This window comes from Acidovorax sp. 100, assembly GCF_003688355.1.
Lineage (GTDB): Bacteria > Pseudomonadota > Gammaproteobacteria > Burkholderiales > Burkholderiaceae_C > Acidovorax > Acidovorax delafieldii.
Map to the genome: position 1 here is coordinate 3,094,817 of NZ_REFD01000001.1, position 14,365 is coordinate 3,109,181.

The window sequence follows — 14,365 nt, forward strand, 5'->3', positions numbered from 1 at the left end:
TGTGCGCTGACGCGCGATGGGGGCTGCATGGGCCTGTGGCAAGGCCTTTCGGCACTGCCTGGAGCCCGAAGGCTCCACGTTGTCAGCGCTGCGCAGAAGCTGCGAAGGGCTGGCGCTCCTGCCACCAAGCCAAGACCTTTTCGACGGCTTGTTCAATCGTCAAATCGGAGTTGTCCAGGACCAGAGCGTCTTGCGCGGGCTTCAAGGGAGCAACGCTGCGGGAACTGTCCCGGGCGTCGCGCGCCTCCAAATCTGCGCGAAGGTCTTCGATATTAGCCGAAAAACCCTTAGAAATCAACTGCTTATAACGGCGTTCTGCGCGGCAGGCGGCGCTGGCCGTGAGATACACCTTCAAGGGAGCCTCGGGGAAGATCACGGTGCCCATGTCGCGCCCGTCGGCCACCAGCCCCGGCAGGCGCTGGAAGCTGTGTTGCAGGTCCACCAGCGCCGTGCGCACGGCAGGCAGGGCGGACACGCGGGACGCGTTCATACCGGCTTCTTCGGTGCGGATGGCCTCGGTCACGTCGTCGCTGCCCAGCCACACCTTGCCGCCCTCAAACCGCACAGGCAGCGTCTGGGCCAGGGTGGCGATACGGGCTTCGTGGTCCGCATCGATGGCGAACCCCGCCCGCAGCGCGGCGAGGGCGGTGATGCGGTACATCGCGCCGGAGTCGAGGAAGCGATAGCCCAGCCGCTGCGCCACCGCTGCCGCCACCGTGCCCTTGCCCGAGGCTGTGGGGCCGTCAATACAGATCACCGGGATGTGAGAGGTTTCGACCTGGGCGACCGAGAACAGCGCCTCGAAATAGTCCGGGAAGGTCTTGGCTACGCACTTGGGGTCTTCGATGCGCACCGGCAGACGCGCCGGATTGAAGGCGGCCAGCGAGAAGCACATGGCCACGCGGTGGTCGTCGTAGGTGTGGATGCTGGCGGCTTTCCAGTCGGCGGACTGGGCGGGAGGCGTCACGCGGATGTAGTCCGCACCTTCCTCCACCGTGGCGCCGAGCTTGCGCAGCTCGGTGGCCATGGCGGCGATGCGGTCTGTTTCCTTCACGCGCCAGCTGGCGATGTTGGTCAGCGTGGTCGTGCCCTCGGCATACAGGGCCATCACGGCCAGCGTCATGGCCGCATCAGGGATGTGGTTGCAGTCCAGGTCAATGGCCTTGAGGGGCCAGGCGCCGCGTTCGATCTGCAGCCAGTTGGGGCCCCCGGTGATCACCGCGCCCATGGCCCGGGCCGCTTCGACAAAGCGAATATCGCCCTGGATCGAGTCGAGGCCCACGCCTTGTATCTTGATGCCGGATTTGGCATCTTTTTGGCCAGTAGCGCTAGTCGCTATTGCTCCAAGCGCTATGAAATAGCTAGCGGATGAGGCGTCTGCCTCTACATGAATACTGCCAGGCGACTGGTAGCGGCTACCCGCCGCGATGGTGAAGCGCTGCCAGCTCTGGTGCTCGACCACGATGCCAAACCGCGCCAGCAGCTGCAGCGTGATGGCGATGTAGGGCTTGGAGATCAGCTCGCCCACCACCTCGATCACGATGGCCTGTGCGCCAGCCGCCAGCGGCAGCGCCATGAGCAGGGCTGTGAGGAACTGGCTGGACACATCGCCGCGCACGCGGATGGGCTCTGCCAGCGCCAGCGAAGGCACGCCCTGGCCGTGGGCGATCCTGAGTGGTGGGTAGCCGTCGTTGCCCAGGTAGTCGATCTGGCAGCCCAGCTGGCGCAGGGCATCAATCAGGTCGCCAATCGGGCGCTCGTGCATGCGCGGCACGCCCGACAGTTCGAACTCGCCGCCAAGCAGTGCCAGCGCTGCCGTGAGTGGGCGCATGGCCGTGGCCGCATTGCCCAGGAACAGCTTGGCGGGAGACTGGGGCAGGCGGCCACCCAGGCCGGTGATGCGCACCGTGCTGCCCGCTTTATCCACTGTGCACCCGATCTGGCGCAGAGCGTCCAGCATCACGCGCGTGTCGTCGGACGCCAGCAGGTCGTGCACGGTGGTGGTGCCGTTGCTCAGCGCGGCCAGCAGCAGCACCCGGTTAGAGATGCTCTTGGAGCCCGGCAGGTGGACTTCGCCTGCAGCGGCTTGCAGAGGGGGCAGATCAAGGAATGCGGTGCTGTACATCGGTATCTTTCGTCCATTGGGTGCAAGCGCCCGTCATTACTGGCGCAGGTCCATCCCATTGTACCCGTGGAGCTGGCTTTGCCGGGCCACCGGGTGCGTCTCCTTTGGGGGAAGGCGCCGCAGGCGGCTCAGGGGGTTACTTTCTCTTCGCGCCCATGCGCCAATGCGCACGGGTTTCGCTGGCCAGGGTCAGCATGTCTTCAAGCGCCTGGGCATTGCCTTTTTCCATGGCCTGCTCGATGTTGCGCAGGGCCTGCTGGAACAGCTTGGACTGGGCAATCAGCTCGTCCCGGTTGGACAGCAGGATGTCGCGCCACACCTTGGGGTCGCTGGCGGCAATGCGGGTGAAGTCGCGGAATCCGGGGCCTGCGAGGGACAGAAAGTCGTCACCGTGCGTCTGGCCCGTGATGCTGTTCATCATTGCAAACGCGAGCAAATGGGGCAGGTGGCTGACGGCGGCAAAGGCCGCGTCGTGCGACTCCGGCGACATGCTGGTCACGCGGCAGCCCAAGGCCGTCCAGATCTTTTCGGCATCCTGCAGCTGGGCCGTCAGGGTGCGCTCGGTGGGAGTCAGGATCACCTGGCGCCCGCTGTAGAGGTCGGCCTCGGCGTGTTCCACGCCCGACACCTCGCGCCCCGTGATGGGGTGTGCGGGCACGAAGGAGCCCACCTGGTCCCGCAGCGAACGCTGTGCGGCCTGCACCACATCGGACTTGGTCGATCCCACGTCCATGATGAGCATCTGGGGGGTGACAAGGTGCTTGATGGCCTTGAGGGTGGCCTCGGTGGCTGCCACGGGGACTGCCACCAGCACAATGTCTGCGCCCGCCACGGCCAGTAGCGCGGAAGGCGCCTCGACGTCGATCACGCCCAGCTGGCGGGCGCGGTCGGTGGTGGAGGGCGACTTGCTGTAGCCCACCACGCGTTTGACCAACCCGGCCTTCTTCATGGCCAGGGCGAATGAGCCTCCCATGAGCCCACAGCCGATCAGTCCCAATTGTTCAAACATGGCGGCTGCTCCTCAGGATGACACGGGATAGGTGCCCAGGACCTTGTAGAACGCACACAGGCTGCGCAGTTCTTCCAGCGCCCGTGCCACGTGGGGCTGGGCGGGGTGGCCGTCGAGATCGATGTAGAAGTAGTACTCCCACTGGCCCGTGCGGGCAGGGCGCGACTCAAAGCGCGTCATGGACACGCCGTGCGTCTTGAGTGGCACCAGCAGGTCGTGCACGGCGCCGGGGCGGTTGGGCACCGACACCACGAGGCTGGTGCAATCCTTGCCCGAAGGAGGCGGCGTCTGCAGCGTGTGGGGCAGGCAGATGATGGCGAAGCGGGTACGGTTGTAGGCGTCGTCCTGGATGGCGTGGGAGACGATGTGCAAGCCAAACTGGGTGGCCGCACGCTCGCTGGAGAGTGCTGCCCAGGCCGGGTTGGTGGTGGCCAGTCGCGCGCCTTCGGCATTGCTGGACACCGGGCGGCGCTCGGCATGCGGCAGGTGCTTGGACAACCACGCCTGGCACTGTGCGAGTGCTTGCGGATGGGCCAGCACCACTTCGATGCCATCGAGCGAGTTGCTGGTGCGCAGCAGGTTGTGGCGCACCAGCAGGCTGACCTCGCCCACCACATGCGTAGGGGTGTGCAGGAACAGGTCCAGAGAGCGGGTGACCACGCCCTCGGTGGAGTTCTCTACGCCCACCACGCCATATTGGGCACTGCCCGCCGCCGTGGCGTGGAACACCTCGTCGAAGTTGGCGCAGTACATCAGGTCGGCGGCACCGCCGAAGAATTCAATCGCGGCCTGCTCGCAGAACGTGCCCTCGGGGCCCAGCACGGCCACACGCTGGGGTGATTCGAGGGCCAGGCAGGCAGACATGATCTCGCGCCAGATCGCCGCCACGTGCGCACCCTTGAGCGGGCCCGGGTTGGCGTTGGTGATCTTGTCGATGACCTGCGCCACACGGTCGGGGCGGAAGAAGGGCGTGCCTTCACGCTTCTTGACTTCACCCACCTGTTCGGCCACCAGCGCCCTCTGGTTCAGCAGCGTGAGCAGTTGCTGGTCGATGCTGTCGATCTGCACGCGCAGGCTGGCGAGGTCGGGTGAGGCTTGCGGATTGTTCATGGACGGTGGGGTAGCAGTGCGTGCTCTGGGAGCCGTTTTTTTGTTGCTGTCGTGTCGGGTGCGCGCTCAGGCGTGCTTTTGCTCAAATTCTCGCATGTAGTCCACCAGCGCCTGCACGCCCGCCAATGGCATGGCGTTGTAGATGCTGGCGCGCATGCCTCCCACGGACTTGTGGCCCTTGAGCTGCAGCAGCCCGCGCTCCTTGGCACCGGCCAGGAAGGCGTCGTTACGGCTTTCGTCACGCAGGAAAAACGGGACGTTCATGCGCGAGCGGCAGTTGGCCGCCACCTTGTTGACGTACAGCTGCGATTGGTCGATGGCGTTGTACAACAGCGTGGCCTTGGCAATGTTGCGCTGCTCCATGGCGGCTACGCCGGTCAGGCTGCCTTCGGTCTGGCGCTTGAGCCACTGGAAGGTCAGTCCGGCGACGTAGATGCCCCAGGTGGGCGGCGTGTTGTACATCGACTGGTTGTCGGCCACGATTTTGTAGTCGAAGGCGCTGGGGCAGGCGGGCAGTGCATGGCCCAGCAGGTCCTCGCGCACGATCACCAGCGTGAGGCCTGCGGGCCCCAGGTTCTTTTGCGCTCCGCCAAAAGCCAAGCCCACACGGCTCCAGTCCACGGGCCGCGAGGCCACGTGCGAGGAGAAGTCGATCACCAGCGGCGCATCGCTGCCCAGCGCCTTGAGGTCGGGCAGCTGGTGGAACTCGGTGCCGTGGATGGTTTCGTTGCTGCACAGGTGCAGGTAGCTCGCGCCCCGACTCACCGTCCACGAAGCTGGGTCCGACACGGTGGTATAGCCCGTGTCTTCACCCGTAGCGACAATGTTGACTTCGGACGCATATTTGCGTGCTTCCTTTTGCGACTTCTGGCTCCAGCTGCCGGTCACCACAAAATCGACCACGCCGGCACGCGACAGGTTGAGCGGAACGATGGCGTTTTCGGCCAAGCCACCACCTTGCATGAAGAGGATCTTGAAATGCGACGGCACGGCCAGCAGCTCGCGCAGGTCGGCTTCCGCCTTTTCGTAGATGGACAGAAACTCCTTGCCGCGGTGGCTCATTTCCATCACGCCCATGCCGCTGCCGTGCCAGTCCAGCATCTCGGCGGCGGCTTGTTCCAGGACTTCGGTAGGGATGGCGGCAGGGCCTGCGGAGAAGTTGTAAGGGCGTGTCATGTTAGGGGCTAAAAATGCATCAGGCGCTTATTCAATAAGCGCCTGATGCTTCGCTTTTGATAGCGTTGGCGGAGCGTCTTCACGCCCTGCGGTGGTCAGGCGTCGGGGGCTTCAGGTGCGGAGGAAGTGCCACTGTCCGGGCTTGCATCCCCATCAGCTTCTGCATCCGTCACATTGGCGTCGTTCTCAACGATGCGCTGCAAGCCACTGAGCTTGGAGCCTTCGTCCAGTGCGATCAACGTCACGCCCTGTGTGGCACGACCCAGTTCGCGGATCTCGCTCACGCGGGTGCGCACCAGCACGCCCTTGTCGGTGATCAGCATGATCTCGTCGTCCGCATGCACCAGCGTGGCGGCAACGACCTTGCCGTTGCGCTCGCTCTGCTGGATGGCAATCATGCCCTTGGTACCACGGCCATGGCGGGTGTATTCGGTGATGCTGGTGCGCTTGCCGTAGCCGTTTTCTGTAGCAGTCAACACACTCTGCGTTTCGTCCTCGGCGACCAGCATGGCGATCACGCTCTGTCCGTCTTCCAGCATCATGCCGCGCACGCCACGTGCCGCACGGCCCAGGGGGCGCACATCGTTTTCGTCGAAGCGCACGGCCTTGCCACCATCGCTGAACAACATCACGTCGTGCTTGCCATCGGTGAGGGCAGCGCCGATCAGGTAGTCGCCGTCATCCAGGTTCACGGCAATGATGCCGCCCTTGCGCGGGTTGCTGAATTCGTCCAATGCCGTCTTCTTCACGGTGCCCATGCTGGTGGCCATGAACACGTAGCGGTCCGCAGGGAAGCTGCGCATGTCGCCGGTGAGCGGCAGTACCACGTTGATCTTTTCGCCGTCTTGCAGCGGGAACATGTTGACGATGGGGCGTCCACGCGAGCCGCGCGAGCCTGCCGGCACTTCCCACACCTTGAGCCAATACAGGCGGCCACGGTTGGAGAAGCACAGGATGTAGTCGTGTGTGTTGGCGATGAAGAGCTGGTCGATCCAGTCGTCTTCCTTTGTCGCGGTCGCCTGCTTGCCGCGTCCACCGCGCTTTTGGGCACGGTATTCGGACAGGGGCTGGCTCTTGATGTAGCCGGTGTGGGACAGCGTCACCACCATGTCGGTGGGGGTGATCAGGTCTTCGGTGGAGAGATCCTGTGCGCTGTATTCAACGATGGAGCGACGTGCGCCCAGCTTGTGCTGGCCGAACTCCTGCTTGATGGAGGTGAGTTCGTCGCCGATGATGACCGACACGCGCTCGGGCTTTGCCAGGATGTCCAGCAGATCCTCGATGACCGCCATGACTTCCTTGTACTCGGCGACGATCTTGTCCTGCTCCAGGCCCGTGAGGCGTTGCAGTCGCATCTGCAGGATTTCCTGGGCCTGCGTTTCCGACAACCGGTACAGGCCGTCCTGGCCCATGCCGAATTCCTTTTCCAGGCCGTCGGGGCGATAGTCGTCGGCGTTGATCACACCGCCATCGGCACGCGTGCGCGTGAGCATCTCGCGCACCAGCTTGCTGTCCCAGGGGCGGGCCATCAGCTCAGCCTTGGCCACCGGCGGCGTGGGCGCGTTGCGAATGATGGCGATGAAGTCGTCGATGTTGGCCAAGGCCACGGCCAAGCCTTCCAGCACATGGCCACGGTCGCGTGCCTTGCGCAGCTCGAACACCGTGCGGCGAGTCACCACTTCGCGGCGGTGCTGCAGGAAGACGCTGATCAGATCCTTCAGGTTGCACAGGCGGGGCTGGCCGTCAATCAGCGCCACCATGTTCATGCCGAACGTGTCCTGCAGCTGCGTCTGCTTGTACAGGTTGTTGAGCACCACCTCGGGCACTTCACCGCGCTTGAGTTCGATCACCAAGCGCATGCCGGATTTGTCCGACTCGTCCTGGATGTGGCTGATGCCTTCGATCTTCTTTTCGTGCACCAGCTCGGCCATACGCTCCTGCAGCGTCTTCTTGTTGACCTGGTAGGGCAGCTCGTCCACGATGATCGCCTGGCGCTGGCCGCGGTCGATGTCCTCAAAGTGGCACTTGGCACGCATCACCACCTTGCCGCGTCCGGTGCGGTAGCCATCCTTCACGCCGTTGATGCCGTAGATGATGCCGGCGGTGGGGAAGTCTGGGGCTGGGATGATTTCCATCAACTCATCGATGGTCGTCTCGGGATTGCGCAGCATGTGCAGACACGCATCGACCACTTCGTTGAGGTTATGTGGCGGAATGTTGGTGGCCATACCCACCGCAATACCCGCCGATCCATTCACCAGCAAGTTGGGCAGCTTGCTGGGCAATACCAGCGGTTCTTTCTCGCTGCCGTCGTAGTTGGGGCCGAAATCGACAGTTTCCTTGTCAATATCTCCCAGCATTTCATGCGCGATTTTGGCCAGGCGGATTTCGGTGTATCGCATGGCCGCAGCGTTGTCGCCGTCCACGGATCCGAAATTACCCTGTCCATCCACCAGCATATGGCGCAACGAGAAGTCCTGCGCCATCCGCACAATGGTGTCGTACACCGCAGAGTCCCCGTGCGGGTGGTATTTGCCGATCACGTCGCCCACGATACGAGCCGACTTTTTATAAGGCCGGTTCCAGTCGTTGTTGAGTTCATGCATGGCGAAAAGAACGCGGCGGTGCACAGGCTTTAAGCCGTCACGCGCGTCGGGCAGTGCACGACCCACAATCACGCTCATCGCGTAATCGAGGTAACTGCGCCGCATCTCTTCTTCGAGGCTGATCGGCAGGGTTTCTTTGGCAAACTGGGTCATTGGGACGGCGGGGGCGGCAAAGGAGAGCCATTTTAGGCGTAAGACCGTGTAGCGACGGCGCAACATATCGAAGCAATTCAGGTTTTGTCCTACGGGCCCCGACCAGCGCGCGCAGCTTTTGCCCTGTTACGTATGGCACAATCGTTTGAACGCTTAGGGTGGTGGTCACCCCAGGCGTCCTGATTCGCAGCGCGGCTGCGGCTTTTTCCCCAAGAGGAGAACCATGAAGAAACTGAACAAAGTGGCGATGTTGTTTGCCTCTGCAGCGCTCGCAACCGCCGCTGGCGCACAAACCGTTGACAACTGGCGCGATGCTTCTGGCCAACTGGTCTGGAAGAACGGTACCAACGAATACTGCTGGCGCGATGCCAACTGGACGCCTGCTACGGCAGCTCCTGGCTGCGACGGCGCAATCGCTGCTCCCGCTCCTGCCGCTGCACCAGCTCCTGCTGCTGCTCCAGCACCTGCTGCCGCCCCTGCACCCGCTCCCGCACCAGCTCCTGCAGTCGCCACCAAGGTGACCTACGCTGCTGACGCCTTCTTCGACTTCGACAAGTCGGTGCTCAAGCCAGAAGGCAAGGCCAAGCTGGACGACCTGGTTTCCAAGGTCAAGGGCATCAATCTGGAAGTGATCATTGCTGTGGGTCACACTGACTCCGTCGGCTCTGATGCTTACAACCAGAAGCTGTCGGTGCGTCGTTCTGAAGCCGTGAAGGCTTACTTGGTGTCCAAGGGCATCGAAAAGAACCGCGTGTACACCGAAGGCAAGGGCGAAAAGCAACCCGTGGCTGACAACAAGACCGCCGAAGGCCGTGCGAAGAACCGTCGCGTGGAAATCGAAGTGGTTGGCACCCGCGCCGCTCAGTAATCTTCGGATTGCTTCACAAAAAAGCCCCGCTCGCGGGGCTTTTTTGCGTCCAGGGCTTTTCGTGCTCTCCCTTCATGGACAATCAGCGACATGATCGAAACCGTCAATGCAGATCCGGCCGAATTGGCCAAGTTTTCCGAATTGGCCCACCGGTGGTGGGACCCTGACAGTGAATTTCGTCCCTTGCACCAGATCAACCCGCTGCGGCTCGACTGGATTCACGGCCTGGGCGCCTTGACCGGCAAACGCGTGCTGGATGTGGGTTGTGGCGGTGGCATTTTGGCCGACTCCATGGCGCGCAAGGGGGCAGATGTGCTGGGTATTGACCTGGCAACCAAGGCGTTGCGCGTGGCGCAGTTGCATGCTCTGGAGGCTGGAACCCAAAATGTGCAGTACCGTGAAATCAGCGCTGAAGCGATGGCCTTGGAGCAACCTGCTGGTTTTGATGTGGTGACCTGCATGGAAATGCTGGAGCATGTTCCGGATCCCGCCTCGGTGGTCCGCGCGTGCGCCACGTTGGTCAAACCCGGGGGCTGGGTCTTCTTCTCCACCATCAATCGCAACGCCAAGGCGTTTATGCTGGCCATTGTGGGCGCGGAATACGTGCTTAACATGCTGCCGCGCGGTACCCACGAATACGCCAAGATGATCCGCCCCAGCGAGCTTGCAGGGCATTGTCGCAGTGCGGGCTTGGATGTTCTGCACACCAAGGGCCTGGAATACAACCCCCTCACGCGTCGCTATTGGCTCAGCGCCAACACCAGCGTCAATTACCTGTTTGCCGCGCGTCGCCTGGGCTGATATGGCTACCGTTTTTCATGGCATTCGCGCAGTCCTTTTTGATTTGGATGGAACTCTGATCGACAGCGCACCAGACTTGGGGGCGGCCGCAGACAAAATGCGCACCGACCGAGGCCTGCCTTCGCTGCCCTCGGCCCGATATCGCCCTATGGCGGGAGCAGGGGCCCGTGGCATGCTGGCAGAAGCCTTTGGCATGGGGCCAGATCACCCAGACTTTGCCGTCATGCGCGAAGAGTTTTTCGTGAACTATGAAACTCGCATGACCGAGCAGACCACCATTTTTGAAGGTGTGCCTGAATTGGTTCGCCAGATTCTCGAACGTAACATGACGTGGGGTGTGGTCACCAACAAGGCTGCCCGCTTTACCGAACCCCTGACCCAGGCCATGCCGCTGTTTGCCACCGCTTCGGCAGTGGTCAGTGGCGACACCACGTCACACGCCAAGCCCCATCCTGCGCCCCTGCTGGAAGCGGCTGCGCGGTTGCGTGTGCCGCCGGAGCAGTGCATTTACGTGGGTGATGACGAGCGTGACATCGCGGCTGGTCTGGCGGCAGGCATGGGTACAGTGGCCGCCATCTACGGCTATTTGGGCGCCAAGACCGACCCTGCAGGGTGGGGCGCGCACGCCGCAATTAAATCTCCCAGTGAGCTCTTGCAATTGCTCGCGAACGCCTAAAATAGGAAGCCTAGGGGCTGTCCTGGTTTCGACGTGGGTTCGGGATCAGTGTGGTGCATGTCGAGCTTGAGTCACGCTCGTAAATCTCGATTTAACAAACTAACTGCAAACGACGAACGTTTCGCACTCGCTGCTTAATTGCCAGTGAGCCTTGCAACAGTTGGCCGATGGGCTGGGCAAGGGGGTTCTGAGCAATCAGTGCCTCCCGGCTGCAAGGATAATTACATGGGCTGGCTTCCATCCGGGTACCTTGGGTGGAGGCGAGAAAATAGGGTGCTGGCGGCCCATGTAGCGTGCGACTGCGCGACATGGGTAGCGAGATCCAAATCAGACCGCTAAACATGTAGATCTGCCTGACGAAGGCTTGCGGACGCGGGTTCAATTCCCGCCAGCTCCACCAAACATAAACCCCCAACCGGTAACGGTTGGGGGTTTTTCTTTTCCCGCTGATTTTGTACTGCCGCGCAAGGATAGTTGCTTCCGTTCGCCCTTACCGAACGATTCGATGCACCCCCTGGCTTCTGAGACGTGACGTCTTTGAACCATGTCCCTCAACGGCAATCCGCAGTGGCTGTATATCCCCGGCTTCGCGTTGTAAACCCCTGACCAAATCGGCTAAAACGCTGCCGTCCGCGCAGTCAAACACCTGTCAACGTGCTTCGCCAACACCGCCCAAGAAACAAAATGAAATAAACCGAAACTGGCTCGAGACCACGTTCCAGGCCGCTGCGCGCACCATCAGGGTCATGTTCCATACCGTCTTTGAAAGGACAGCATCATGAAACCCTGGATCAAGAAAACGCTGATGGGCATTTTTGGTGCGTCCATCGCGGTGGGTGGGCTGACGGCCTGCTCCAGCGGGCACCACCAGCGTGGCCCGATGACTGCGGAAAAGATGGCGGAAGTGCGCGGCAAGATGGTGGACCGGGTGAGCAGCAAGCTGGATCTGAACGAGGCACAAAAGACCAAGCTCAATGCCTTGGCCGATCAACTGGAAGCCCAGCGCGCAGCGTTCGTCGGCAAGACGGCAGACCCCCGTGCCGAGGTGCAGGCCATTGTGGCGGGCGACAAGTTTGATCGGGTGCGGGCGCAGTCCCTGCTCGAAGACAAGACGCGTGCGGTGCAGGCCCACAGTCCCGCGGTGGTCAATGCGATGGCTGACTTCTATGACAGCCTGAACCCTGACCAGCAGCACAAAGTGCGCGAGCTGATGCAGCGTCGCAAGGGCTGGATGGCCCGCGGGTGATGGGCGGGGAGCATTGCATGTCACCCACGCTGGAACCTATCCACCGCCTCGCCCAGGGCGTTCGTGTGCACGGGCCCGCGCTGCTGTCGGGCATGCCAGAGCCTCACGATGAGCTGATGTCGCTGGTCTGGGGGCCGCGCTTTGACCGCGAGCATGCGATGGGCCTGGTCGCCCGCCAGCCCTCGGTGGCGGCCCACACGCTGCCTGCCTTGCTGGCGGCTGCCGACCATTTTGATGCGCTCCATGCCGGTGCGCAGGGCCGTTTGCGGCGACTCATCGTGCGACACCGCGCATTGTGTGCGGCTGGCGCTTCTGTCGATACCGCCCTTGGGGAGCGCGCCTGACGGTGTGAGAATTGCTCATGCATCGCATATTGTTGATCGACGACGACGCGCAGTTGGGCGCTCCCTTGGCCACTTACTTCCAGCGTTTTGAACTGGAACTCGTTCATGCACTTCGGCCCAGCGATGGCTTGGCACAGCTGACGGTCGGCGGGTTTGACGCTGCCATCCTCGACGTGATGCTGCCCGAAATGGACGGGTTTGAGCTGTGCCGCACCATCCGCAAGCAGGGCGACCTGCCCATCGTGATGCTGACCGCGCGCGGCGAAGTGATGGACCGGGTGGTGGGGCTGGAGCTGGGGGCTGACGATTATCTGCCCAAGCCCTTTGAGCCACGTGAACTGGTGGCGCGCCTGCAGACGGTGTTGCGTCGGCGCAGGGCACCGGGGCAGGGCGTTGCCGTGGGCGCGCTGGAGTTCGAGGGCCTGTCCATCGACGCAGCGCGCCGCAGTGTGCAGCGCCATGGTGTGGTGGTGGAGCTGACCGGCACGGAGTTCGACCTCTTGCACCTGTTGGCGCGCGAGCCCGGCAAGGTCTTCAGCCGCGACGACATCCTGAACCAGCTGCGTGGTCATGAGGCCGAGCTGTACACCCGCGCGGTGGACATCGTAGTGAGCCGGTTGCGCAAAAAGCTGGAGCCGCTGGACTGCATCAAGACATTGCGCAACGTGGGCTACTCCCTGGCTTTGCGCCGCGCTGCCCCATGAAGCAGATTTGTTCTCCCATTCACGACCCGAACTGCCCCTGGCACCGCCGGGCGCGCCACGCGGTAGGGCATTCGCTGCGCATTCGGCTGGTGCTGGTGTTCATGGCACTGGCCGTGACTGTGGCGGTCACGTTCATGGGCGGGGTGCAAAAGGCCGTGTCCGTAGGCTGGCGCGAGGCTGCGCGGCCGCTGCTGATGGACTATGTGGACCGCCTTGCCGCCGAGATTGGCAGCCCGCCGAGCATTGAGCGCGCGCAGGCGATTGCCAATCGCCTGCCACTGACCTTGCGCATCGACGGGCCGCAGATCCACTGGGCATCGCACCCCGATCAGCAGAACCCCGACTGGGTGAGCGACAAGGTCCGCCAGGAAGACCGCTGGACCGGGGACGAGAACGGGCACAGCCTGCTGCGCCGCACGACGGCAGATGGGCACCATATCGAGTTCGGCCTGAACGCGCTGTCCTGGGACAAGCGCCCGCGCATTGCGTGGGGCACGCTGACCGTGCTGCTGCTGCTCACGGCGCTGGCCTATGTATATGTGCGGCATCTGTTGCGTCCGCTGGACGACATCCGCCAGGGCGCGCAGCGCTTTGGCAACGGCAACTTTGCCCAGCCCATACCGGTGCGGCATGCCCACCGGCCGGACGAGCTGGGCCAGCTGGCCGAGACCATCAACACCATGGGGGATGACATCCACCAGATGTTGGAGGCCAAGCGCGCACTGTTGTTGGCGATGAGCCATGAGCTGCGCAGCCCGCTCACGCGGGCCCGCCTGAACACGGAGCTGCTGCCCGAAACGACCGATGTGCAGCCGCAGCGCCTGGCGCTCATGCGCGACCTGGGTGAAATGGCCGGCCTCATCACCGACCTGCTGGAAAGCGAGCGCCTGGCGGGCCGCCATGCGGCGCTGCACCGCGAGCCCACCGATGTCACCGAGCTGGCGCGCGAAGTGGTGGCCGACCTGTGCTCCCGCCATGCCGGGGCTACCGACATTGCCTTGCACGTGGCGCCGGACTTGCCCTCGGTGCGGCTGGACCGGTCCCGCCTGCGGCTTTTGCTGCGCAACCTGCTGGACAACAGCCTGCGCCACAGTGAGTCGGGTGCCTTCCCCCCTGAGCTGCATTTACGGCTGGCGGATGAGGGGAGGGTGCTGGAATTGGAGGTGCGTGATCATGGGCGCGGTGTGCCTCCTGAGCACCTGCCACATCTGGCCCAGGCGTTCTACCGCCCGGACACCGCACGCCAGCGTGCCACCGGTGGCGTCGGACTGGGTTTGTACCTGTGCCGGCTGGTGGCGCAGGCGCACGACGGGCAATTGCACATGCGCAATGCAGAGCCCGGCCTGTCGGTCACCGTGCGTTTGCCCGTGGTGGAATAGGTCGCAAGCCGGTGGCATAGACAGGTTGGCCTCTGCGCTGGCGGGTGGCGTCGCACCGATGCGGCCAGGCCAGCGCACAGGCCTGGTGCAATGGGGAAGTGGGCCTGCAAGCGGCCATGTCCGGCTTCTCAACGCAAATTGATGGCTTTTTTGTGCTGTGGCGCAGGT

12 protein-coding genes and 1 other RNA gene are annotated in these 14,365 nt (G+C 63.1%); 8 read left to right on the top strand and 5 right to left on the bottom strand.

Going from position 1 to position 14,365, the window contains the following annotated elements; genetic code table 11:
* Positions 1-82: 82 nt before the first annotated feature.
* From C8C96_RS14340 to gyrA, 5 genes are all read right to left on the bottom strand, one after another.
* Positions 83-2,125, bottom strand: coding sequence for a bifunctional 3-phosphoshikimate 1-carboxyvinyltransferase/cytidylate kinase (locus C8C96_RS14340; protein WP_121942728.1), 2,043 nt, complete (start codon positions 2,123-2,125; stop codon positions 83-85).
* Between the two features lie 136 nt (positions 2,126-2,261).
* Complete coding sequence (locus C8C96_RS14345; RefSeq protein WP_015014432.1) at positions 2,262-3,134, bottom strand: prephenate dehydrogenase; 873 nt, start codon at positions 3,132-3,134, stop codon at positions 2,262-2,264.
* Positions 3,135-3,146: 12 nt separating this feature from the next.
* Positions 3,147-4,244: a prephenate dehydratase gene (gene pheA, locus C8C96_RS14350; protein WP_056063641.1), complete on the bottom strand. Its 1,098-nt coding sequence runs from the start codon at positions 4,242-4,244 to the stop codon at positions 3,147-3,149.
* Positions 4,245-4,310: 66 nt separating this feature from the next.
* Positions 4,311-5,420, bottom strand: coding sequence for a 3-phosphoserine/phosphohydroxythreonine transaminase (gene serC / locus C8C96_RS14355; RefSeq protein WP_121942729.1), 1,110 nt, complete (start codon positions 5,418-5,420; stop codon positions 4,311-4,313).
* Between the two features lie 95 nt (positions 5,421-5,515).
* Positions 5,516-8,179, bottom strand: a complete 2,664-nt coding sequence (gene gyrA, locus C8C96_RS14360) for a DNA gyrase subunit A (RefSeq protein ID WP_121942730.1) — start codon at positions 8,177-8,179, stop codon at positions 5,516-5,518.
* Positions 8,180-8,402: 223 nt separating this feature from the next.
* Between gyrA and ompA the strand changes: the two genes are divergently transcribed.
* From ompA to C8C96_RS14400, 8 genes are all read left to right on the top strand, one after another.
* Positions 8,403-9,047, top strand: a complete 645-nt coding sequence (gene ompA / locus C8C96_RS14365; protein ID WP_015014428.1) for an outer membrane protein OmpA — start codon at positions 8,403-8,405, stop codon at positions 9,045-9,047.
* Positions 9,048-9,137: 90 nt separating this feature from the next.
* The gene (gene ubiG / locus C8C96_RS14370) at positions 9,138-9,848 is read left to right on the top strand and encodes a bifunctional 2-polyprenyl-6-hydroxyphenol methylase/3-demethylubiquinol 3-O-methyltransferase UbiG (RefSeq protein WP_121942731.1); all 711 of its coding nucleotides are present in this window, start codon (positions 9,138-9,140) and stop codon (positions 9,846-9,848) included.
* Position 9,849: 1 nt separating this feature from the next.
* Positions 9,850-10,524, top strand: coding sequence for an HAD family hydrolase (locus C8C96_RS14375; RefSeq protein ID WP_121942732.1), 675 nt, complete (start codon positions 9,850-9,852; stop codon positions 10,522-10,524).
* A gap of 13 nt (positions 10,525-10,537) precedes the next feature.
* Positions 10,538-10,924, top strand: a transfer-messenger RNA (tmRNA) gene (gene ssrA, locus C8C96_RS14380).
* A 378-nt stretch (positions 10,925-11,302) separates the two neighbouring features.
* On the top strand, positions 11,303-11,770 hold the full coding sequence (locus tag C8C96_RS14385; RefSeq protein WP_121942733.1) for a Spy/CpxP family protein refolding chaperone: 468 nt from the start codon (positions 11,303-11,305) through the stop codon (positions 11,768-11,770).
* A gap of 17 nt (positions 11,771-11,787) precedes the next feature.
* Entirely contained in the window at positions 11,788-12,114 is a 327-nt protein-coding gene (locus C8C96_RS14390) for a hypothetical protein (RefSeq protein ID WP_056065068.1), read from the top strand.
* 17 nt (positions 12,115-12,131) lie between these two features.
* Complete coding sequence (locus tag C8C96_RS14395) at positions 12,132-12,818, top strand: response regulator transcription factor (protein WP_099730461.1); 687 nt, start codon at positions 12,132-12,134, stop codon at positions 12,816-12,818.
* The gene (locus C8C96_RS14400; protein WP_121942734.1) at positions 12,815-14,197 is read left to right on the top strand and encodes a HAMP domain-containing sensor histidine kinase; all 1,383 of its coding nucleotides are present in this window, start codon (positions 12,815-12,817) and stop codon (positions 14,195-14,197) included. The genes C8C96_RS14395 and C8C96_RS14400 overlap by 4 nt, the downstream gene beginning before the upstream one ends.
* Positions 14,198-14,365: the final 168 nt, after the last annotated feature.